Here is a 21,836-nt window from a genome sequence, read left to right on the forward strand (position 1 = left end):
GTCGCTCAGATGCCGTACCGGCGGTGCCGGGCCGCATAGTCGCGCAGCGCCCGCAGGAAGTCCACCCGCCGGAACTCCGGCCAGTACGCCTCGGTGAACCAGATCTCCGAATATGCGCTCTGCCACAACAGGAATCCGGACAGCCGCTGCTCCCCGGAGGTGCGGATCACCAGATCCGGATCGGGCTGGCCCGAGGTGTAGAGGTGCTGGCCGATGGCGTCGACCGTGATCGACTGCACCAGATCCTCACCGGTCTCGCCCGCCGCGATCTCCTGACGCACCAGCGACCGCACCGCGTCGGCGATCTCCTGCCGGCCGCCGTAACCGATGGCCACGTTGACGTGTACCCCACTGCGGCCGTGCGTCTCCGCCGCGGCCTTCTCCATCCGGCGCGCGACCTCGCCCGGCAGGCCGTCCAGCGAGCCGACGATGCGCACGCTCCAGTTCTTCTCCGGGGCGGACAACTCCTCGACGACGTCGGGGATCACCTCGAACAACGTCTCCAGTTCGTCCGGGGCGCGGCGCAGGTTCTCGGTGGACAGCAGGTAGACGGTGACCAGTTCGATGCCCTCGGCATGACACCAGTCGACCAGTTCGGCGATCTTCAGCGCGCCGACGCGGTGGCCGTGCGCCACATCGGTGAAGCCGTTCTCCCGGGCCCAGCGCCGATTTCCGTCGCAGACCACCGCGACGTGCCGCGGGTGTTGCTGCCCGGCGAGCTCCTTCGACAGCCGCGACTCGTAGAGGCGATACGGCAGGAGACGCAGCTTGCCGGAGCCTCGACTGTCGGTCACAGGTACTCATCCGCCTCTCCGCGATTTCGGCCGTGCTGATCCGGCGTTCCGCGAGTTCGGCCGTACGAGTCGGAGCCGCGGTGGTCGGGCACAGTCCCACCCTAGTGCCGCCGGACCGGTAGGTCCCAGCGAAGTCACCCATCCACACACCAAATCAGCCGTTGCACACCGGGTGCAAGTCGGTACAGTGGCCAAAACCAACCTACGCAACCGTAGGTTACTCGGGAGGTAAGTCACGTGATCGTAGAGGAGGACCCGGTAACCGGGCCGGCGGCCGCCGTGCAGACCCTGGCCCGGCCGCTGATGCGGGGCTGGATCCACGCGTACGCGGTGGGCTTCGCGGCGGTCGCGGGCATCGTGCTGGTGGCCGTCGCGTCGACCCGCTCGGCGGTGGCCGGTTGGTCGACGCTGGTGTACGCGGTGACGGTGTGCGGATTGTTCGGGGTGAGCGCCACCTACCACCGGGTGACCTGGCGCAGCGACCGCACCCGGATGCGGATGAAACGCGCCGACCATTCGATGATCTTCCTGTTCATCGCGGGCAGCTACACCCCCTTCGCACTGCTGGGGCTGCCCCGGCGCGCCGGGGTCACGCTGCTGCTCGTGGTGTGGGCGGGCGCACTGGCCGGGATGGGCCTGAAACTGTTGTGGCCCACCGCACCCCGCTGGGTCGGGGTGCCGCTGTATCTGCTGCTGGGCTGGGCGATCGTGCCGGTGGCCGCCACCCTCACACACCGGGTGGGGGTGGCGCCGATGGTGCTGCTGCTCGTCGGCGGCATCGCCTACAGCGTCGGCGCGATCCTCTACGCCAGCAAATGGCCCGATCCGTGGCCCAGGGTCTTCGGTCATCACGAGTTCTTCCATGCGGCAACGGTTCTCGCGGCCGTATGTCACTACGCGGCGGTGTGGCTGGTACTACCGTGAACACATGGGCCGGCTGATTCTGTGGGCGCTGCGGGCACGCTGGGGGCTGTCGGCGGTGGTGATGGCCTGCCACCTGAGCGGCCTCGGCGTGATCGTCACGGAGCTGTGGCTCAGCGGGCTGCTCGGCCGGATGGGCACGGAGTGGATGTCGGCGATCTCACGCATCGCGATCTACCCCACCCTCGGCGCGCTGGCCGGCATCGTGCTGGCCGTCCGCGACCGCGACCACTACTTCAGCTGGCTGGACAACGGCCGCCCGCCCACGCCGAAAGAGGCGCGGCGGCTGCTGAACCTGCCCATCGCGATCGCCGGCCGGGCCCTGGCGATCTGGCTGCCCGGCGTCGCGATCGCCGGTGGCTTGTTCGCGCACGAGATCGACCACCGCGCCCTGCCCACGGTGCTGGCCATGTTCGCTCTCGGCGCCTTCGAATCGGCCGGGCTCACCCTGCTGATCGTCGACCGGATGATCCGGCCCACCATCCCGATGGTGGCCGAGGTGCTCGGCGGCGCCATGCACTGGAGTTCCACCGTACTCAACCGGGTGGTGGTGTCCTGGATCGTGTCGGCGGCCGTACCGATGCTGGGCCTGATCACCGTGCTGGCCGACCCCGAAGCCGGTACCGCGGAACGGGTACGCACCGGCATCTACCTGGCCTGTCTCAGCATCCTGGTGGGTGCGCTGGCGACCTCGGCGCTGGCCCGCGCGGTGGCCGAGCCGCTGCGCCTGCTGCGCCGCGCCCTGGACCGCATCGCCCGCGGCGACCTGGACGTGCAGGTCCCGATCGGCAGCACAAGTGAGATCGGCCGCCTGGAACATTCGGTCAACGAACTGGCGGCGAATCTCCGTGAGCGGGAACGGATGCGGGACGTGTTCGGCCGGCACGTCGGCCCCCAGGTGGCCGAACGCGCCCTGTCCGGCAGCGCCGATCTCACCGGCGAACTGCGCGAGGTGACAACCCTGTTCGTCGACGTGACCGGATCGGTGCAACTGTCCACCGGCCTGCCGCCACGCGAGTTCGTCGCCACCCTGAACCGCCTGCTGGCCACCGTCGTCGCCGCCACCGAGGACAACGGCGGCCTGGTCAACAAGTTCGAGGGCGACGCCGCCCTTTGCATCTTCGGCGCCCCGATTCCGATGCCGGACAACGCGACTCCCGCCCTGCGCGCCGCCCGCCGGATCCGCGACGAGGTGCTCGCCGCCGCCGAACTCGACATCGGGATCGGTGTCGCCCGCGGCCTGGTCTTCGCCGGCGACGTCGGCACCGACACCCGCCTGGAGTTCACCGTGATCGGCGACGCCGTCAACGAGGCCGCCCGCCTGACCGGTGAGGCCAAACGGGTGCCACGCCGAATCCTGGTGAGCCAGGCCGTGATCGACGCGGCCACCGCCGCCGAGCGCGCGAACTGGCAGGAGTTCGAGACGATCCGGCTGCGCGGTCGTCTCGAACCCACCATCTGCTGGACCGACACCGTGGAGATCCCTGCGGATCCGGACGCCGACCGGATCACCCCGACCCATTCGATCGCCGAAACCGATTCCACCCCGGTCGATCACGCTACCGAAGTGACGCAACCCGAGCGCCTGCGGCCGACCCCGCAACCGGACCCGGCGCCGTGACGCCCGGCCCGAGTCTCACCGTGCGGTGGTGCCGGTCGCCTCGGACCGGGCAGCTGCGCCGGCCCGTTATGTGCGGTACCGGAACAGGATTCGGCCCCGCCCGAGGTCGTAGGGACTCAGCTCCACCAGCACCCGATCCTGCGGCAGGATCTTGATGTAGTTCTTCCGGATCTTCCCGCTGATGTGCGCGAGCACCTTGTGCCCGTTGTGCAGCTCCACCGTGAAGGTGGCGTTGCGCAGGCACTCGACAACGATGCCCTCGATCTCGATGCCCTTACTCTTCTTCCCCGGATTCGTCATCGCAGCACCAATTCCAGGTTGCTGCCGGCCCGCCGACTGCCACCGACACCATCGAACAGCGCCAGTGCGGCGGCGTTGTCGGCGTGTACGTACGCCGATGCCCGTTCCAGCCCGGACCGCTGCAACGCGCCGAGCGCCTCGCCGAGCAGCGCCCGGCCGATGCCGCGACGGCGATGATCGGCCCGGACCGCGACGAACTCGATCCGCGCGTGCCGCGGCCGCGTGCCGAAGCGCAGCAGCCCCACATACCCGTCGGCCCCGGCGGCCACCGCATACCGCGCCGGATCGAGCGCAGGATGCCCGCCCGGACAGCCGAAGATCTCGGCGGGCATGAGATCCCAGCCCGGTTCGACGTCGATCTCCGCGCGAATCTCGTTGTACGCCAGCCGAAGCGGAGCTTCCGATGCCGTACCGACCGGCAATACGGTCACCTCGCCGAGGTCCGGCGCCAGGTCGAGTCCGGTGTCGTGCGGATCGGTGGGCACGAGGTACTCCCACTCCCGACGGCCGACCACGAAACCGGTCCGCTCCCACGCGGCTTGCAACTCTGCGTCGACCCCGTCGACCACTGTGTACAATGGCCGTGGCAGCTCCGACACCATCGCCTCGGCGATCCGCCCGAAAACCGCTTCGTCCCAGGAGTCGTTGCTGAGAAAGATCCGGCCGTCGGGCCGCCGCGAAGCCTCACCGTCGCCCACGGCCCGATCCCCGGCCCTCGCCTGCCACTGTGTCTCCCCGGTACGGGTGATCACCGCCGCGGGCTCACCGGTACCCGAGATGAAATAAGAAGTGTCCATGATTGTCGCCTTCCGAAATTGCCTTGCGACACAGGCGCTCCCGGCGACAATTATTTCGTCCGCACGGCCGTGACCACGAGCGGGAGCCCCCACATCGATACAGTGTTCACGGGTCTCACCTCCTCGCCTGACGTCACGGTGCCCCGGACACTATCAGCCGGTCCGCCATCCCCGCCAATTATTTTCCGCGGGGCCGGATCCGCCCGCTCGGCGGCAAACCGGTTCGACGGCCACCGACCGCGGCAGCCGCGGACGCAGGCCGCCGCCATCGGATCCGGCCGCGACTCAGGGCACGGAGTCGAGCACCTCGATCAGCGCCGCCGGGTCGGTGACCGGAAGGTCGCAGACTGTGCCGTGGCAGACGTAGGCGGCAGGACGGCCCGTGACCGGAGGACGATCGATCAGCAGCGGACTCGAATTCTCCGGACCGGCCAGTACCGCCGCCCCACCCGGCGCGAAACGCCGTGCGGCGGTGAGCAGTTCGGCAGCATCCGCATCGGCGGGCAGCGAAACGGCCACCTGGATCGGCCCGGTGAGCGCGGCCTCGGCAACAGCCAGCCAGTGCCCGCCGGAACGCGGAGCCCGGGCCAGCACGACAGCTCCGCGCGCGAGTGTGGCATCGGCCAGACCCCGATAACGCCCGGCCCGCTCCGATCCGGTGAGCACCGAAGCGGTCAGCAGCGCCTCGGCCAGCGCGGAAGCACCGGCGGGCGTGGCGCCGTCGAAAGGATCCCGAGGCCGGGTGACCAGCGTTTCGGCATCGGCGGCGGTATCGAACCAACTGCCGGCCTGTTCCGGATCGGCGAACAACTCGATCGCGGCATCGAGCAGCCCCTCGGCCGGGCCGAGCCACTGCGCGTCACCGGTGGCCTGATACACGGCCAGCAACCCGGTGACCAGCCAGGCGTAATCCTCCAGCACGCCGGGCGCGGCACCGGCCACCCCGCCGAGCGAGGCCCGCACCACCCGATTCCCGGTGACGTGCTCCGCCACCAGATACCCCGCACAACGCACGGCCGCCGCCACCCACTCCGGATGGTCCAGTGCCGCACCGGCTTCCGCGAGCGCGGTGATCGCCATCCCGTTCCAAGCGGTCACCACCTTGTCGTCCCGATCCGGCTGCGGCCGCCGATCCCGCGTGTCCCGCAACAACTCCCGAACCCGCTCGAACCGCTCCGGATCCTCCGGGTCGCGGTACCGGGTGAGCACCGACGCACCGTGCTCGAAGGTCCCCGCCACAGTGACATCGAAAAATGTCGCGGCCCACTCCCCGTCGTCCACCCCGAGCACCTCGCGAAGCTGCTCCGGCGTCCACACGTAGGTAGCGCCCTCGACCCCCGGCGCCCCCGGCTCGACACGAGTATCGGCATCGAACGCGGACGCGAACCCGCCCTCGGCGGTCCCCAGATCATCGATCAGAAACCGAGCCGTCTCGGCGGCAACCCGCAGGGCCGACGAATCCAACTGTCCTACAGTAACTTTCGACCACCGCCGAGCCAGATGCCCATACACCCGCAACAATTGCGCATTGTCGTACAACATCTTCTCGAAATGCGGCACCACCCAAGCCGCATCGACGGAATACCGCGCGAACCCACCCCGTACCTGATCGTAGATCCCACCCCGAGCCATCGCCTCGGCAGTCAGCGCGGCCACCGCGAGTGCCCGCTCACTCCCGGTCCGCTCGACATGCCGCAACAACCCCTCCAGCAACGCCGACGGCGGAAACTTCGGCGCACCCCCGAACCCCCCGTTGCGCGAATCGACATCCCGCACGATATCGGCGACAGCCTGCTCGAGCAGCTCCGCCGTCACCCCCGCATCCCCCTCCGGCAACCCATCGGCCTGCGCCCGCAGGGCCTCCGCCACCTGCCCCGCCGCCTGATCCACCTCCCCCCGCCGATCCCGCCAGGTCTCGGCCACCGCCTCGAGCAACTGCGTGAACGAGGGCATCCCCCCACGCGGCTGGTTCGGGTAGTAGGTCCCACAGAAGAACGGCTCCCCCGCCGGCGTGAGAAAACATGTCATCGGCCACCCACCCTGCCCGGTCATGGCAACGGTGGCCGCCATGTACACCGCATCCAGATCGGGCCGCTCCTCCCGATCCACCTTGATGCACACGAAGTTCGCGTTCATCAACGCAGCGGTCTCCTCGTCCTCGAACGACTCGTGCGCCATGACGTGACACCAGTGACAACTGGCATAACCGATGGACAGCAGGATCGGCACGTCCCGCTCGGCCGCCTCCGCCAACGCCTCGGCATCCCACTCCCGCCAATCCACCGGATTGTCCGCATGCTGCCGCAGGTAGGGCGACGTCGCGTCACCAAGCCGATTCACTCCACCAGCCTCCCACACCCGAAGGACGGATACCTGACCGCTCACGACTTGTTGCACACGATCCTGGTGCATGTTGCAGTGGAGAAGTCCCACCTGCGCGGACTGCTGCGATATCTTCTCGTTGCCATCGCGAGCGGGTCAGCAATCTGCACCGCTTAGGATGCCTGCATGGGAACAGAGTCAGCGCCCACCGTGGTGGAGGACGTTTTCGAGGGCCAAGCTACCGACATCGAAGTCGAGGACTCGGGCACGGCCGAGGACGACGTTCATCGACCGTGGAACCCTGAACAGATCAGGGTGACCACCAGCGCTTTCTCATTGCGAAACATACTCGATCAAATCGATGAGGGCTCTCTCGAACTCGCGCCGGACTTCCAGCGAGGTCGTGTCTGGAATGACCATCAAAAGTCCCTCCTCATAGAGTCCCTGTTGCTACAGATACCCCTACCTGCGTTTTATTTCGCCGAAGACACCGACGGCGCATTTCATGTCGTCGACGGATTGCAGCGCCTGTCGACTCTTCATACATTCGTTCGGAATCATGGCTTTTCCCTGAAACGGCTGGAGTATCTCAATGAGCTGGAGGGGAAATATTTCAAGGGGTTACCCGTACAGTCACAGCGCCGCATATACAATACTCAGTTGATCGTCAACGTCATCGATCCGACGACGCCACCCGATGTGATGTATGACATCTTTAAACGCATCAACACCGGCGGCACACCGCTCAACGCCCAGGAGATACGGCATTGCATGAGCAAGACGCGTAGCCGAGAAATTCTCAAGCGAATGACACACACCGAAGAGTTCAGCGCCGCCACAAATGGCCTGACCGACCATATTCGCATGAATGATCGCGAAATGGCGCTACGCTTCGCGGCGTTCTGGCTACTGGGCATCGACGCCTATATGGCTCAGCCGGTAATGGAGACTTTCTTGATGCGCGCGACCCGCCTGCTGGATGATCCGGATCAGGTACCGGACACTCGAGTCGATGAGCTGGTGGAAGCATTCACCAATGCAATGGCCAACGCATATCTGCTGTTCGGCGCCCACGCATTCCGTAAATGGCCCAGCGGCTCGGAGGTCCGAAGTCCGATAAACCGGGCTCTCTTCGAGACCTGGGCACACACCCTCGCCGGGCGCGACGCCACCGATCTCCGACACCGCCGCGAAGCGATCGTGAATTCGGTGCGCCACCGAATGGCCACTGACATCGACTATCTCAACGCGATCACCTCCTCGACCGCAGATCGCCGCCGGGTCGGTTATCGATTCACCGCCGCAGCCCGAGATGTGGAGTCCGGAAGGTGATCGAATCCCTGGAAATAGACAATTTCAAGTGCTTCGATCATGCATCGTTCCAAATTCGTCAGCTCACGGTCCTGACCGGAGTGAACGGCAGCGGAAAAAGCACAGTCCTGCAGGCACTCCTGCTTGCACGATCGGCCTTCCTCGCCGGAGATGACCACGCAGTCCAGTTGAACGGACCATTCGGCTTGGCCCTGGGCACGGCCCGGGACATTTTACATTGGGCAGCGCCCCGCCCCGAGATCGGCATACGAATCCAGGCAGAGGAAAGCGAACGGCCTTGGGAGTTCGGTTTCGAAGTACCGGACCGGGAGCACGCATTATCCCTGATATCGAAACACGTTCCTCGGCATCCAGCTCCGGGAATAGGAAATTCCCGTGGCGGTTTTACCTATCTGTGCGCGGAACGTCTCGGCCCTCGTGATCTGTTGTCGGTCTCGGCCGATGAACCGGATGAGATCGGTGTGGGCACGCAGGGAGAATTTACCGCACAAGTACTGGCACTGCGCGAAATCCGCGCCGTCAGCAGACGTAATGCGGTGCGCAAATCGCTCCAGCACCCCGGCACCGCGAGCCCGATTCCCAGATTGCAGGCCGAGGCTTGGGCGTCGGACATAATTCGACCGATTCGCATCACCGCGCAGCTGGCAGTGGGCGTCATGGGAAGCACGATACGGTTCGAGGACATCGGCCAGGCCGGTGAAGTGATTCGGCCCGCCAACACCGGATTCGGCGTCTCGTACGCGCTCCCGATCATCGTCGCGGGTTTGTTGACCCAGCCCGGTGACATGCTCCTGGTGGAAAACCCTGAGGCCCATTTGCATCCAGCCGGGCAATCCAAGCTCGGCCGGTTCCTGGCCAGAGTGGCAGGAAGCGGTGTCCAAGTCGTGATGGAAACCCACAGCGACCACGTCCTCAACGGCGCCCGGTTGGCGGTGGCCGACGACCGAACCCTCTCGGCCCGGGATATGGTGATCCATTACTTCGGTGACGATCGGACCTCGGCTGTCGGCATCAACGACAAGGGCGAGCTGGATCATTGGCCGTCGGGTTTCTTCGACCAAATAGAGAACGACCTCGGGGGGTTGGCTCGTGCACGCAGAAATACATGACGACTACCGAGTGGTCATCGACGAGCACAGCCTTGACTGGCGTGCTCTTACCGTCGAACAACTCCACGACGCGCTGGATGCATTCGCCGACCTGCTGCAACCGATAGCGGACGGCCGGCATGTGGCATTCATGAACGCAGCATATGAAATCGAGTGCCGGAGAGATCTGCACTTCATGGAATTTCTCTATGTGCAGCATCCCGATATCCCGCGCGACGTCCGCGTCCGCCTCGCAAGACTGATCGACCGATGCGCAGTCGTAGAGCCGGAAGAAAACGACCTTCCTCAGCCGATGCGAATCGCAGGCGTCGAGCAGCCGGAACCCTCCTGGGGCGTCTCCCACGCGTTGGCACGGTCCGCGGCCGGACGTGCGATGTCGTGTCTGGTTGTGCCACATACGTTCCGGCATTCGGGATGGATCACCGTCGAGTGCTGGGCCGGACAGCTCGAAATCCACTTCATGAACGATCCATCCTGCGCTCCGACGTTCTGGCGACGAGTCTTCACGCAGGAATCAACCCCCGAAGAAGTCTTCTTCTCCCTTACGTCGCTGGCGTTCCCGAATTTGATTCTGGTCGATGGTCTGGGTTTCCACCGATTCGACGGCAAGTACCCGGAGGTACTGCCTTGGGTGGTAGACCTGCTCGGTGCCGTCAGCGACCATTTCGCTACCGCAGTAGCCACCCATCGCGGCGACCACAATCGAGTCATTGCGCAGTTCGATGCCCTGGGACTGGAGATCTCGCCCGAAAGTCCCTCGACGAAGAGGAACGCGAAGGCGTGGGCTGAACGTCTTGTCTTGCACGACAATGCGACCTACCGGTGTGAGTGGCACGGTAAGCGGTCGTGGAATCACGACCGAGTGCACTTCACACTGCCCATCCCGAAGCTGGGCAACAAGGTGTTGATCGGCATCTTCGTCGATCACTTGAGTACGTGAAGGCCCTCGAACTCGACAGTTTCGCTGGGACCGGTCGGATCACCGAGTTCTATCACCCCGGCAGCCAGCGCACTCGACAGAGCCTTGCGCGCTCGGGTCGCCGCTTCGGCGAGTGCTTCGAACGTGGCAACCTGCGCATCGACCGCGCCTATCACGGCGCCGATTCGACGCTGCTCACTGATGGGCGGCAGAACGATGGGCTGGCGGCCCAGAGCGGCTTTGCTCAGGCTCGGCACCGCGGTACCGGTTGCACGCGAAGCAACCTCAGCCAGGATCCGGGGGCTGGACAAGTAGCCGAGCAGGAATATCGGGTCCGCTACTTCCGGATCGTGAATTCGGAGTCGAACGAGGTTGTTACTGAGCAAGAGCGGCTTTTGATCGGCCTCGACAATCGCCGGTGGTTGGTTCATCGCACCCGACCTGACAAGGAGAATGTCATCAGGCTGGGCCAAATATTTACTCAGCCGCTCGGCATCGCGCTCGCTGATCGTGTCGTCTCCTGTCACGACGACCCGGAAGCCACGCATATGCTGACGCTTGACCACTGCCACCGAAGGTTCGTCGTCCCCGGCGCTTTTGGGCATGAGGTCGGGTGAAGGGCCGGGTTGGATATCGCAGATCTCGGCTATTCGTACCTCTCGCGGGGCGGCCGGCGGATCCGGTTCCGACCGTGCGTGTCTCGGGCGCGAACTCAGTAGATCGAGCATCGCGGGCGGCGCGGTCCGCCGACGGAGACGCCCGAATTCGTGCAGCGCTTCTTCGACCTCACTCAGTAGCGGCTCTGCCTCCGCAGTCGCTGCTCGGTGCAGATAGTCCGAGGGACGCAGTCGGAAATCGGCCGCACCGATCGTCGCGGCGCTCGCATTGACTGCCAGCCCGTTCTCGGCCAGCAACACAATGTGCCCTTGCCGCAACGTGGCCCGCTCGTCGTATCGACGCTGGATTGCCGCGGCCGCGGCCTTCGGAAGCGTTACCCGCTTACCGTCGGACTCACCCATGCGCTGCGCGTCCACCAACAACACTGCGTCGAGATCTTTGCGCGGCCGGGTGACGATCCACAGCGATGCGGCGACATCGGTGTTCGGAAACATTTTGGCAGGCAACGCAATCACCGCACGTATCGCCCCTTGTTCCACCATTGCGCGCCGGATCGCCGCCTCGTTGTGGTCGGCCGAGACCGCCGCCTGCGCAGGCATCAGCACAGCGGCAACCCCGTTGTCCGTCAGACTCGCGACGACGTACTGGAGCCAGGCGAAGTTGTCGTTGTATGACGGCGGATCACCGAAGGCCCAGCCGTGCACGGGTTTTCCCGGAATCCGTGTGGTCCTGCTGTTGAAGGGCGGGTTCGTCAGGACGATATCCGCAGGTGTGGCGCCCATCTCGTCCTGCTCGTTCCAGGGCAATGTGCTGTCCAGGCGGAACTCGCCGGGGCGTCCGGCTACCGCCATCCGCATGGCGGCCACTTTTAGTGTCTGCGCAACTGCACTCGAACCACGCACTCGCACATCGGCTTGCGGCCCGCAAAGCCGCACCGCGGCGTGCAACAGCTCACCACCGCGCAGATGCGGATCGTAGATCACGCCGGACACCTCCGCACCGCCCGCTACGAGTGCCGCCATGAGGGCAGCCACCGACGGTGGGGTGAAGTACTCGGCGCTGCCCAGGTCCGAGGTCGCGGCATATCTGTCGATCAGCCGCGAGAAAGCCCGCGAGCCAAGGTTGTCACACAAATCGAGCAGATCGCGTACGTCCCCGGCACGACCGGAGACCAGTTGTACGGTCGTCGCGCGGATGCCGGGTGCGATGCCGTTCGCGAGCAGCACTCGATCAACTCGAAAGCCAATCTCCTGCAACAGTGCCGTGCTCGGCGCACGCCCCGCCGAACTCCGCAGCTCGCTCCAGGACTCGTGGTCGCGCAGGCGAAGGAAGATCACTCCCAACAGGATCAGGATAAATTGAGGCTCGGAGACTATGCCCGCCCGCAGCCGACGTCCGACCTGCCCCAGCACCATGGACAGCACCTGCTGAATGTGTTCGGCTTCGGCTGGGACTGCGGAGGTGCGTTCGATATATTCTGCCGCGGCCCGGTCCCGGACACGCTGCCCGTAGGTGATGCCCTCCGGCTCCTGCTCAGAACGAGCCCGTTCCGGCACAACCCGATTCGATAGCCAGGAGATCACCTGGTCGAGACGGTAATAGTCGCCCTGGTCATCGAAGCCCACCGGCTGCGGAAAGGTCGTCGGGTGCCGCTTCGTCCACGTCGTGGCAACCGGCCGCTGCACTCCCGCGAGCCTCGCGATATCCCGCTTGTACACATATGCGGGATGCGATGGCTTGTCGGCGTCTGTCACGTTCACTCCTCGCGTGCTTCGTTCGCATACGGGCAACCCGTCCGGTGCTTGCCCGGCGAGCCGGGCTCACACTCGCAGTGACGAGGTGAGACGAGCCGTGCCGGAATGTCTTTCGAGAGCAGACGATCGAGCACATCGCCTGCTTCGCGACGGCGAGATCGATTCGGATGCCATACCGCACACGCGGCGGCCATGAATCGTTCCGGACCCAGGTGGGTCGACCACCATACGGCGCCGGGCATGAACAGGACAGTGATCAGGTCTTTCATCGGCGACGTCCACCTTCGAAGCGTGGGCACCATACGGGGCGTGCCGCTGACGGCACGATGTGCTGAGTCATGGTCTTCTCACTGCGGAGTAGGGCCGCTGGTGACGGTCACGGCGATGACCAGGGGGATGCCCGCATGGCCGATCGCGGGGGTCAGCCAGAGCCACCACGCCGCCCCAGGGCCGAACAGCAGGTGCGTGATGCCGCCGCGGCCAGGACCAGACCCCGTGACGCCGGGGAGCCGGTGACGCGCAGCACCAGCCGGCCGACCGCGGTCGATTGCACGAAAGTGCCGCTGGCGGAGACGATCTGGCCTGCGAAGTACCAGCGGAAGGGGCGTGATCGCAGGGCCCGGAAGACGCTCAGCCGGATGGCCGGGCGGACCCGGCATATGGCGGCGGCCGAATTTTCGCTCACACGTACCGAAATGTGATCGGGTGGGGGGTGGGAGTGGGTATTTCTTCCATCATGAAGAACACGTCGTCCTCTCCCGCCATCGGGGCGGCGCCCACCCGCCGTCCCTGGTTCGTCGATCTCGAGGATGCCGAGCGCCGTGGCGCGCGTGGCAGCGCCGGGATCGGCTACTTCGACTGCGATTGCGACCTGTGTCGCCGTCCGGGGCTGCGCTACTGAGCCCGGCAGGTACGCGTCAGGGCGTTTCCGAATCGGCGGGCTCGTCGGAATCCTGGTGGGCCGCACCGTGTTCGGTACCCTCGTCGGCCTCCTGGTCCGGTTCCGGATGCTCCGGTGAGAATTCGGCGGGCAGGCCCTTGATGTGCTTGTTCATCGAGCGGATCAGCAGGGCCGTACCGGCGAGCAGGATCAGCACGATCACCAGGCCCAGCGGTGAGGCCTTGCCGAACTCCGGGCCGGTCGGATTCGTCGACTGGGCGAGCAGGGTGAGTATCACGACTCGCCCTCCGTCGCGGTGTCGGCTTCGCGGATCCCGGCGAACAGGTCGTGCTCCGGAATCGCGGTGCGCACCCGGGTCTGGGCGAGTTCGAATTCCTCGGTGGGCCACAGCCGTTGCTGGATCTCCAGCGGGATCGCGAAGAAGGCGCCGTTCGGGTCGATCTGGGTGGCGTGCGCGCGCAGGGCGTCGTCACGCTGCGGGAAGTACTTCGCGCATTCGATCTGCGTGGTCACCCGGGTCATCGAGTCGCCGCGCTCGGCCACCCCGCGCCGGATCCGGTCCAGGAACTCCTGCATCGGGAACGGTTCGCCCATGCGCTCGTACTCGTCGGCGAACGCGTTCAGCCGTTGCAGGCTGAAGCCGTGGTTGTAGTACAGCTTCAGCGGCCTCCACGGTTCACCGGCCTCGGGGAAGCGCTCCGGATCGCCGGCCGCCTCGAAGGCCGCCACCGACACCCTGTGGCACATGATGTGGTCCGGGTGCGGATAGCCACCGTTCTCGTCGTAGGTGGTCATCACATGCGGTCTGAACTCGCGCACCACGCGGACCAGCGCCTCGGTGGCCTCCTCCAGGGGCACCAGCGCGAAACTGCCCTCCGGCAGCGGCGGCGGCGGATCACCCTCGGGCAGGCCGGAATCCCGGAAGCCGAGCCAGTGCTGCCGGACACCGAGGGCCTTGGCGGCCTCGGTCATCTCCTCGCGGCGCACCTCCTCGATGCGGTCGAGCACACCCGGGATGTCCATCGCCGGATTCAGGATCGAGCCGCGCTCCCCGCCGGTGAGCGTCACCACGAGCACGTCGTCGCCCTCCGCGGCGTATTTCGCGGTGGTCGCGGCGCCCTTGCTGGATTCGTCGTCGGGATGGGCGTGCACCGCCATGAGGCGAAGGCCGCTCACTTCTCGTTCACCTCGTCGCTCACCGTCGTCATCTCGTCGCTTTCGCCGTGTCGTCACGGGGCCGCCGCCGCCTCGTCGCGGCACCTGCCCGTCCCGGCGGACCATCCAGGCAGGAGGGGTGCGGTTCCCCATTCCCTATAGTTCCATCCGACCCACGCGCCAGCCGATCTACCCCCCGGGAGGGTCCACATCATGAACGAGACCACACCGGAAACCGACCGATCCGCCGCGACCGGCCGGGTGGCCGACCGCTACGGCGACACCGGTCCGCGGCGCGGCGGCGCCCGGCGACCCCGCTGGATCGTGTTCGCGCTGGGTGCGGTGGTGGTGCTGCTCGGACTGGTCGTGGCCTACGTCGGATACCGGCAATTCGGTCCGAAGGACATCCAGCCGGACGAGCTGGGCTATTCGGTGGTGAACGACTCCCGGGTGGACGTGCACTTCAAGGTCACCCGCACCCACCCGGAGCGGCCGGCGGTCTGCTTCGTGCGCGCGATGGACGCCGACGGCAACGAACTCGGCCGTCGCGAGGTCCTGATCCCGCCGTCGAAGAGCGGTACCGTCGAGGTGGACGTCCCGGTCCGCAGCACCGCCCGGCCTGCGAACGGCAATGTCTACGGCTGTGGTGGCAACGTTCCGGCATACCTGCGAGCGAGCTGATCCGCCGCCGCATCACCGCAGGCGACGGCACCCGCGAACCACCCCTCCAGAGCACGTTTCAGTCGCGAAACGCCCGCGAACACCTACTCCGACCTGCGAATTTATGAATCGTGGTAGAATGGGGCGATACACGGTTCCGAACACTCGGAGCCGTGTTTGCTGCATTGGCGGCCAGCGCTGTCGGTTCCCCGGGCACACAATGCCCACGGAACAGGACCTGTCGGGGTTCGAGGGACATCCCCCCAGGCGTCGCTCCAGCCGTCCATTGCTGTCGCGTGCGCTCGACCCTTGGGCGGATGCGCGCAGCGGGTATCAGGGAATCCCGGCACGCCGGGAACAACTACTAGGGAGTGATCGAGATGACTGAGACGAACGTGACCTGGCTCACACCGGAGTCGCATGACAGGCTCAAGGGCGAACTCGACGCGCTCATTGCCAACCGTCCGGTCATCGCGGCCGAAATCAACGAACGCCGCGAAGAAGGCGACCTCAAGGAGAACGGCGGCTACCACGCGGCGCGCGAGGAGCAGGGCCAGCAGGAGGCTCGCATCCGTCAGCTGCAGGAGCTGCTGAACAACGCCAAGGTCGGCGTGCCGCCGTCGCAGGCGGGCATCGCACTGCCCGGTTCGGTCGTCAAGGTGTACTACGACGGCGACGAGAGCGATACCGAGACCTTCCTGATCGGCACCCGCGAGGAGGGCCTGCGCGGTTCCGGTCTGGAGACCTACTCGCCGAACTCGCCGCTGGGCGGCGCACTGCTGAACGCCAAGGTAGGCGAGACCCGCGAATACACGCTGCCGAACGGCAACACCATGAAGGTGACGCTGCTCAGCGCGGAGCCCTACCACAGCTGAGACGTCCGGCCGATCCGTCCCCGATCGGCGAAAGCCGAACGGCCGCACCGGATCCGGTGCGGCCGTCGGTGTCCGATACCGGACCCGGTCAGCTCAGCGCCTGCTGCACGTCCGCGAGCAGATCGGCGGCGTCCTCGATACCGACCGACAGTCGCACCAGATCCTCCGGCACTTCCAAGGCGGAACCGGCCGTGGACGCGTGCGTCATCGCGCCCGGATGTTCGATCAGCGACTCCACCCCGCCCAGCGATTCGGCGAGGGTGAAGATCCGCGTGCGCGCGCAGAAGTCCAGCGCCGCCTGCCGGCCGCCGCGCAGCCGCACCGAGATCATGCCGCCGAACCGGCGCATCTGCTTCTGCGCGACCGCGAAGCCGGGATGCTGCGGCAGACCCGGGTAGATGACCTGCTCGACCGCCGGATGATCGACCAGGTATTCGGCCAGCGTCTCGGCGTTGTCGCAGTGCCGGTCCATCCGGACCGCCAGGGTCTTGATGCCACGCAGCGTGAGGAACGCGTCGGTGGGGCCGGGCACCGCGCCCGCGCCGTTCTGCAGGAAGCCGAAGGCCTTGTCCAGTTCGGTGTCGTCGGTGATCAGCGCGCCACCGACCACGTCGGAATGTCCGCCCAGGTACTTGGTGGTGGAGTGCAGCACGATGTCGGCGCCGAGCCGCAACGGCTGTTGCAGGTACGGCGAGGCGAAGGTGTTGTCGACCACCAGCCGGGCCCGCCCGGCATGTGCGATATCGGCCAGCGCCGCGATGTCGGCGATGTTGAGCAGCGGGTTGGTGGGCGTCTCGACCCAGACCAGCTTGGTGTTGGGCCGCAACGCCGCGCGCACCGCGTCCGGATCGGACACCGCGGCCACCGAGTACTCGATGCCCCACTGCGTGAAGACCTTGTCGATCAGCCGGAAGGTGCCGCCGTAGGCGTCGTTCGGGATCACCAGATGGTCGCCGGGCCGCAGCGTGGCCCGCAGCGCACAGTCCGTGGCCGCCATGCCGGAGGCGAAGGCGCGGCCGTGGCGGCCGGACTCCAGCGCGGCCAGATTGGCCTCGAGCGCGCTGCGCGTCGGGTTGCCGGTCCGCGCGTACTCGAAGCCGCCGCGCAGGCCGCCCACCCCGTCCTGCGCGAAGGTGGAGCTGGCGTAGATCGGCACGTTCACCGCACCGGTCTGCGGGTCCGGATCGAACCCCGCGTGCACGGCCCGGGTCGAGAACCCCAGCAAATCGTCGGTCATACCCGAGAGCCTACGGAACCGCCACCGGAGACCGGCGGGCACGGTACCAGCACCCGTCCCGGGCCGCTGGAATAACCGGACAATAACCACACAGCAATGCCTTAAGACATTCATCACAGTGCGGTAAATATTCGACAGCCGATAGAGTAACAATGTGTTTTCGATCGGACCTGCAATGGCTGAAGTGGCGGCGCGAAGGACTCTGAGCCGTCTGCAGCTGTCGCACGGTGTTCCGGCGGCCGATGCCGCGAAGGTGGTTCCCGCGGTTTCGGCGGCTCTGGATCAGCATGCGGCCGCAATTCGCGACATTCTCGAGTTCGGAATCGAGAATGCCACGACCGTCCCGGTCGCCGTGCTGCTCGCCGGATATGCCCGTGGTCTGATCGAACACTCCGGCCGTGAGGCCGTCCGCGCTCCGCACGACGTGGCGGGCTGGGCGGAGGCCGGCTGGCTGCCGCTGCGGCTGGCCGCCGTCTGCCTGCTCGCCCCCGTGCGCAGCGCAGGCATGACGAGAGAAGCCTGAGCACCAGCGGGTGCTCAGGCTTCTCTCGTGATGTGAGGCGTTACGACCGGCCGTAACCGGCCTGGTCGCCGTACTGGTAGCCGGAGGTGGAGGTCGTCTCCGGGTACCGGCCGCCCTGCGGCGTCGCGGACCACTGCTGCTGCCGGGCCGCGTCCTCGCGCCCGCGCTGGAACGCCTCGGCGTGCCCGCGCAACTCCGGCATCTCACCCTCGACGGTATCGATCCAGTGCTCCCAGCGCTGCTGCATCGGCCGGATCAGGCCGCCGCCGAGGCCGACGATCAGCACGCCGGCGATGGTGGCGAGCACGGTGATCAGCACCGGGGTGGTGACCGAGGTGGCCACGCCGATCTGGTTCAGCGCGGCGATGATGCCGATGCCCCAGATGAACACGGCCGCGATCCGGCCCAGCATGCGTCCGTAGGACAGGCCGCTGAGCATGTTCGAGACCAGGTCCATCACCACCCGCGCGACCGCGGCCGCGACGCAGACGATGATGATCGCGACCGCCGCCTTCGGCAGCCAGGACACGATGCCGTCGAGCATCCGGCTGATCGGGTTCGGGCCGAAGGAGCCGAAGCCCAGTTGCAGGGTGATCAGCAGGATGGCGTAGTAGATCAGCTTGCTCAGCATCGACGTGGCGTCGTACCGGCTGTTGGCGAGCATCCGGTTGACCCCGCCGCGTTCGGCCAGGCGATCGAATCCGATCCGGCGCAGCACTCGGTTGCAGATTCGCGAGATCACCTTCGCGACAATCCAGCCGATGAACAGAATGACCAGGAATCCGACCAGTTTCGGCACGAACGTCGCGACCGAACTCCACGCGTCCGTGAATCCCTTTTGGAAATCGATAGCCACAGTGGAGGTGTACACGACCTTTCCCTTCGCTTTGGCGCGCGCGTGGCCGACTGCCGACGCTGCTCAGAGGGTGGTGCTGGTCCAATTAGAACACCCGGTCATCCGATTTGCACGAGTTTTGCCGATATCGTGAACTTGCCCGAAATGCCGCCCGGCCGCGGTCTCTTGTCGAGACCACGGCCGGGAAACGGTATGGCAGAGAACGGAACGCGGATCAGTACGCCGAGTTGACGTTGTCCATCGAGCCGTAGCGCGCGGCGGCATAGTTGCAGGCAGCGGCGATGTTGGCGACCGGGTCGTAGATGTCCCACGAGGTGCCGTCGACGTGATACGTCTGGAATGTGGGGTCGATCACCTGCAGCAGGCCCTTCGACGGAATGCCGTTGATGGCGTTGATATCCCACAGGTTGATCGCGTGCGGGTCACCGGCGGACTCACGGATGACGTTGCGGTAGATGCCGTCGTAGCTGGCCGGGATGCCGCGTGCGTTCAGGATGTCCATGGCCTGGTGGATCCAGCCGTCGAGATCGTTGGAGTAGACGGCCGGGGCGGGCGCCGGGGCGGCCGGCGGGTCCTGCATGGCGGCGGGGGCCGGGTCGTCGACCTGCGCCGGATCGACCGGGGCGTCGTCGGTCACCGGGTCGTCGATCGGCTTGGCCTTCACCGCGTCGGCGGCGGCCGCGATGGTCGACTGGAGGGCGACCGGCTGCACCTCGGTGCTGCGGTGGCCGCCGGCCGAGGTGATCGCCGCGAAGGCGGCCAGGGCGAGGGCGCCGGCGCCGGCGGTACGAGCGGCGGATTTGACTCGGCTGGTCTTGAGGGTGCTTGCAGACATTTGTGCGTGGTTCCTATCTGGGACGTCGGCCGTCACCGGCCTGCCACAGGCAGCGCTGAACCAGGGCGGTTACCCTCGAAGGGGTTCGCCCGCGAATGGCTGATCGTGGCTTCTGCTGTTGAAAGGGGACCGGGGAGACTTGTGCTCCCCTCAGCGAAGAGGACTCTGGCTCTCCACCGACACTGACGCGACTTCAGCAGCTAACGGGCTGGCGACCCGGCGGCGAAGCGAGATGCGCGCGCGGTTGCGGGAAACGCTGCGGCTGCGGCGCCGACAGGCACTGCGACTGCGGTCGTGTTCCACATAAGCGTTGACAACTCCTTGTGCTTTCCAGACTTGCGGTCTGTTAACCGACAGATCACAGCCTGATCTCGCGAAGTTAAATCGAAAGAAACCAAAGTTGAACGCAAGGTGAACTAGCTCGCGATCGCGGTCCGTTCGGACCGGTAACATCGCATCCACCTGGGTATTTCTTCCAAACCGCAAAGTGGCGTGCATCACACAAAAAGTTACCTCGCCGATACCAACATGCACGATTTGTCCGAATTAGAAGTTCGCTGGACCCCTTCAGGTCACGCTCGAGACTCGGCGAATCAGGTCCATATGGACCTCTGAACGGGGTTCCGTGACCATGCCGAAACCCGAGAATCCGGACATTGCAGGCGAAGCGCGGGGGCGGAATCGGCCTCGGCGAGGGCTCTCACCACCGCTGCCGGAACGCCGGACGGGCCGCGACGGCAGCCGTGACAGCGCCCGGGACAGGTGCCCGCAGACAGGACGAACCCCGGTGGCCCGCGGGCCACCGGGGTTCGGATCCGAGAAGTGTGCCGACTAGTTGCCGGACAGGAAACCGAGCAGATCGTGCCGGGTGATGACGCCGATCGGCTTACCGTCCTCCACCACCATCAGGGCGTCGGTAGACTCCAGCACCTTGGTCGCCGACGAGACCGACTCCCCCGAGCCGATCAGCGGGAACGACGGGCTCATGTGCTTGGACACCGGATCGGTGAGATGAGCGCGGCCCTCGAACACGGCCGACAGCAGATCGCGCTCGGTCACACTGCCCGCCACCTCACCGGCCATCACCGGCGGCTCGGCGCCGACCACCGGCATCTGCGAGACGCCGTATTCGCGCAGGATCTCGATCGCGTCGCGCAGCGTCTCCTGCGGATGGGTGTGCACCAGATCCGGCAGTGCGCCCGACTTGCCGCGCAGCACGTCGCCGACCAGCGGCTCCGGCAGGCGCGGATCCAGCCGGGTGCGCAGGAAACCGTAGGAGCTCATCCACTGGTCGTTGAAGATCTTCGACAGGTAACCGCGGCCGCCGTCGGGCAGCAGCACCACCACCACGGCGTCCGGATCGCGCTCGGCCACCCGCAGCGCCGCCACCACGGCCATCCCGCAGGAACCGCCGACCAGCAGGCCCTCCTCGCGGGCCAGGCGGCGGGTCATGTCGAAGGAATCGGCATCGGAGACGGCGATGATCTCGTCCGGGATCGCCGGGTCGTAGGCCGAGGGCCAGAAGTCCTCGCCCACGCCCTCGACCAGGTACGGACGGCCGGTGCCGCCGGAATACACCGAACCCTCGGGATCGGCGCCGATGATCTGCACCTTCCCGCCGGAGACCTCCTTGAGGTACCGGCCGGTGCCGGTGATGGTGCCACCGGTGCCGACGCCGGCGACGAAGTGGGTGACCTTGCCCTCGGTGTCGCGCCAGATCTCCGGGCCGGTGGTCTCGTAGTGGCTGGCCGGGCCGCCGGGATTGGAGTACTGATCCGGCTTCCAGGCGCCCGGGGTCTCGCGGACCAGGCGATCGGAGACGTTGTAGTAGCTGTCCGGATGTTCCGGCGGCACCGCGGTCGGGCAGACCACCACCTCGGCGCCGTACGCGCGCAGCACGTTGCGCTTGTCCTCGCTGACCTTGTCCGGGCAGACGAAGATGCACTTGTAACCGCGCTGCTGTGCGACCAGCGCCAGGCCCACGCCGGTGTTACCGGACGTGGGCTCGACGATGGTGCCGCCGGGCCGCAGCAGACCGTCCCGCTCGGCGGCATCGATCATCTTGACCGCGATGCGGTCCTTGGAGCTGCCGCCCGGATTCAGGTACTCGATCTTCGCTGCCACCAGGCCGGAATTCGGTTCCACCACCGAGTTCAGTCGAACGAGCGGGGTGTTGCCGATGAGATCGACGACATGGTTCGCGATGCGCATGGCACCCATCGTTGCAGAAGGGACCGACCACCCTGCTGTGGCACCTGCCACCGACCGCACCCGCTGTCGTCCACATCACAGTGCAGACGCACCCGT

22 protein-coding genes are annotated in these 21,836 nt (G+C 66.4%); 9 read left to right on the forward strand and 13 right to left on the reverse strand.

Translation table 11 applies throughout. The features are described from left to right. Nucleotides 1–5: 5 nt before the first annotated feature. Nucleotides 6–794 carry an isoprenyl transferase gene (locus LBW94_RS27495; protein WP_225054990.1) on the reverse strand — a complete coding sequence of 263 codons (789 nt, stop codon included), beginning with the start codon at nucleotides 792–794 and terminating at the stop codon, nucleotides 6–8. 237 nt (nucleotides 795–1,031) lie between these two features. Here LBW94_RS27495 and trhA point away from each other — a divergent pair, with 237 nt between their 5' ends. Together trhA and LBW94_RS27505 are read left to right on the forward strand one after the other, a co-directional pair. Continuing rightward, nucleotides 1,032–1,718, forward strand: a complete 687-nt coding sequence (gene trhA / locus LBW94_RS27500; protein WP_266272234.1) for a PAQR family membrane homeostasis protein TrhA — start codon at nucleotides 1,032–1,034, stop codon at nucleotides 1,716–1,718. A gap of 4 nt (nucleotides 1,719–1,722) precedes the next feature. Continuing rightward, nucleotides 1,723–3,336, forward strand: coding sequence for an adenylate/guanylate cyclase domain-containing protein (locus tag LBW94_RS27505; RefSeq protein WP_225054992.1), 1,614 nt, complete (start codon nucleotides 1,723–1,725; stop codon nucleotides 3,334–3,336). Between the two features lie 66 nt (nucleotides 3,337–3,402). Here LBW94_RS27505 and infA read toward each other — a convergent pair whose 3' ends face one another. The 3 genes from infA to LBW94_RS27520 all read right to left on the reverse strand — a co-directional run bounded on the left by infA (nucleotide 3,403) and on the right by LBW94_RS27520 (nucleotide 6,773). Next, complete coding sequence (infA, locus tag LBW94_RS27510; protein WP_225054993.1) at nucleotides 3,403–3,636, reverse strand: translation initiation factor IF-1; 234 nt, start codon at nucleotides 3,634–3,636, stop codon at nucleotides 3,403–3,405. After that, nucleotides 3,633–4,433, reverse strand: coding sequence for a GNAT family N-acetyltransferase (locus tag LBW94_RS27515; RefSeq protein WP_225054995.1), 801 nt, complete (start codon nucleotides 4,431–4,433; stop codon nucleotides 3,633–3,635). The genes infA and LBW94_RS27515 overlap by 4 nt, the downstream gene beginning before the upstream one ends. Before the next feature lie 285 nt (nucleotides 4,434–4,718). Continuing rightward, complete coding sequence (locus LBW94_RS27520; protein ID WP_416276959.1) at nucleotides 4,719–6,773, reverse strand: thioredoxin domain-containing protein; 2,055 nt, start codon at nucleotides 6,771–6,773, stop codon at nucleotides 4,719–4,721. A 168-nt stretch (nucleotides 6,774–6,941) separates the two neighbouring features. On the opposite strand from LBW94_RS27520, the gene LBW94_RS27525 reads away from it, so the two are divergent. The 3 genes from LBW94_RS27525 to LBW94_RS27535 are packed head-to-tail and all read left to right on the forward strand — an operon-like array spanning nucleotide 6,942 to nucleotide 10,136. Further along, complete coding sequence (locus tag LBW94_RS27525; RefSeq protein WP_225054997.1) at nucleotides 6,942–8,087, forward strand: DUF262 domain-containing protein; 1,146 nt, start codon at nucleotides 6,942–6,944, stop codon at nucleotides 8,085–8,087. Next, complete coding sequence (locus LBW94_RS27530; protein WP_225054998.1) at nucleotides 8,084–9,196, forward strand: AAA family ATPase; 1,113 nt, start codon at nucleotides 8,084–8,086, stop codon at nucleotides 9,194–9,196. Before LBW94_RS27525 ends, LBW94_RS27530 begins: the two co-directional genes overlap by 4 nt. 10 nt (nucleotides 9,197–9,206) lie before the next feature. Further along, nucleotides 9,207–10,136 (forward strand): hypothetical protein, encoded by a 930-nt coding sequence (locus LBW94_RS27535; protein WP_225054999.1) that lies wholly within the window; start codon nucleotides 9,207–9,209, stop codon nucleotides 10,134–10,136. Here LBW94_RS27535 and LBW94_RS27540 read toward each other — a convergent pair. From LBW94_RS27540 to LBW94_RS27550, 3 genes are all read right to left on the reverse strand, one after another. Further along, nucleotides 10,121–12,487 (reverse strand): N-6 DNA methylase, encoded by a 2,367-nt coding sequence (locus LBW94_RS27540; RefSeq protein ID WP_225055000.1) that lies wholly within the window; start codon nucleotides 12,485–12,487, stop codon nucleotides 10,121–10,123. The two genes, LBW94_RS27535 and LBW94_RS27540, sit on opposite strands and share 16 nt — an antisense overlap. Before the next feature lie 2 nt (nucleotides 12,488–12,489). Next, nucleotides 12,490–12,756: a hypothetical protein gene (locus tag LBW94_RS27545; RefSeq protein WP_225055001.1), complete on the reverse strand. Its 267-nt coding sequence runs from the start codon at nucleotides 12,754–12,756 to the stop codon at nucleotides 12,490–12,492. Nucleotides 12,757–12,908: 152 nt separating this feature from the next. Continuing rightward, on the reverse strand, nucleotides 12,909–13,172 hold the full coding sequence (locus tag LBW94_RS27550) for a hypothetical protein (protein ID WP_225055002.1): 264 nt from the start codon (nucleotides 13,170–13,172) through the stop codon (nucleotides 12,909–12,911). Nucleotides 13,173–13,223: 51 nt separating this feature from the next. Here LBW94_RS27550 and LBW94_RS27555 point away from each other — a divergent pair, with 51 nt between their 5' ends. Further along, entirely contained in the window at nucleotides 13,224–13,388 is a 165-nt protein-coding gene (locus tag LBW94_RS27555) for a hypothetical protein (RefSeq protein WP_225055003.1), read from the forward strand. Nucleotides 13,389–13,404: 16 nt separating this feature from the next. Here the strand turns inward: LBW94_RS27555 and LBW94_RS27560 are convergent, their stop codons facing one another. Next, nucleotides 13,405–13,662 carry a hypothetical protein gene (locus LBW94_RS27560; RefSeq protein WP_225055125.1) on the reverse strand — a complete coding sequence of 86 codons (258 nt, stop codon included), beginning with the start codon at nucleotides 13,660–13,662 and terminating at the stop codon, nucleotides 13,405–13,407. Continuing rightward, nucleotides 13,662–14,564 carry a mycothiol conjugate amidase Mca gene (gene mca / locus LBW94_RS27565; protein WP_225055004.1) on the reverse strand — a complete coding sequence of 301 codons (903 nt, stop codon included), beginning with the start codon at nucleotides 14,562–14,564 and terminating at the stop codon, nucleotides 13,662–13,664. Before mca ends, LBW94_RS27560 begins: the two co-directional genes overlap by 1 nt. A gap of 192 nt (nucleotides 14,565–14,756) precedes the next feature. Between mca and LBW94_RS27570 the strand changes: the two genes are divergently transcribed. Then, nucleotides 14,757–15,224: a DUF4307 domain-containing protein gene (locus LBW94_RS27570; protein WP_225055005.1), complete on the forward strand. Its 468-nt coding sequence runs from the start codon at nucleotides 14,757–14,759 to the stop codon at nucleotides 15,222–15,224. A gap of 359 nt (nucleotides 15,225–15,583) precedes the next feature. Beyond that, complete coding sequence (gene greA / locus LBW94_RS27575; protein WP_225055007.1) at nucleotides 15,584–16,078, forward strand: transcription elongation factor GreA; 495 nt, start codon at nucleotides 15,584–15,586, stop codon at nucleotides 16,076–16,078. 88 nt (nucleotides 16,079–16,166) lie between these two features. Here the strand turns inward: greA and LBW94_RS27580 are convergent, their stop codons facing one another. Further along, entirely contained in the window at nucleotides 16,167–17,315 is a 1,149-nt protein-coding gene (locus LBW94_RS27580; RefSeq protein ID WP_225055009.1) for a cystathionine gamma-synthase, read from the reverse strand. Between the two features lie 154 nt (nucleotides 17,316–17,469). Here LBW94_RS27580 and LBW94_RS27585 point away from each other — a divergent pair, with 154 nt between their 5' ends. After that, nucleotides 17,470–17,838, forward strand: a complete 369-nt coding sequence (locus LBW94_RS27585) for a DUF6401 family natural product biosynthesis protein (protein WP_225055011.1) — start codon at nucleotides 17,470–17,472, stop codon at nucleotides 17,836–17,838. Nucleotides 17,839–17,878: 40 nt separating this feature from the next. Here LBW94_RS27585 and LBW94_RS27590 read toward each other — a convergent pair whose 3' ends face one another. From LBW94_RS27590 to LBW94_RS27600, 3 genes are all read right to left on the reverse strand, one after another. Then, nucleotides 17,879–18,694 (reverse strand): mechanosensitive ion channel family protein, encoded by an 816-nt coding sequence (locus LBW94_RS27590; protein WP_225055013.1) that lies wholly within the window; start codon nucleotides 18,692–18,694, stop codon nucleotides 17,879–17,881. Between the two features lie 214 nt (nucleotides 18,695–18,908). Then, nucleotides 18,909–19,529 carry a transglycosylase SLT domain-containing protein gene (locus LBW94_RS27595; protein WP_225055015.1) on the reverse strand — a complete coding sequence of 207 codons (621 nt, stop codon included), beginning with the start codon at nucleotides 19,527–19,529 and terminating at the stop codon, nucleotides 18,909–18,911. Between the two features lie 831 nt (nucleotides 19,530–20,360). Then, a complete protein-coding gene (locus LBW94_RS27600; protein ID WP_225055017.1) occupies nucleotides 20,361–21,740 on the reverse strand; it encodes a cystathionine beta-synthase in 1,380 nt (459 codons plus the stop codon). Nucleotides 21,741–21,836: the final 96 nt, after the last annotated feature.

Origin of the sequence: Nocardia sp. alder85J (assembly GCF_020176955.2) — a bacterium.
GTDB lineage: Bacteria > Actinomycetota > Actinomycetes > Mycobacteriales > Mycobacteriaceae > Nocardia.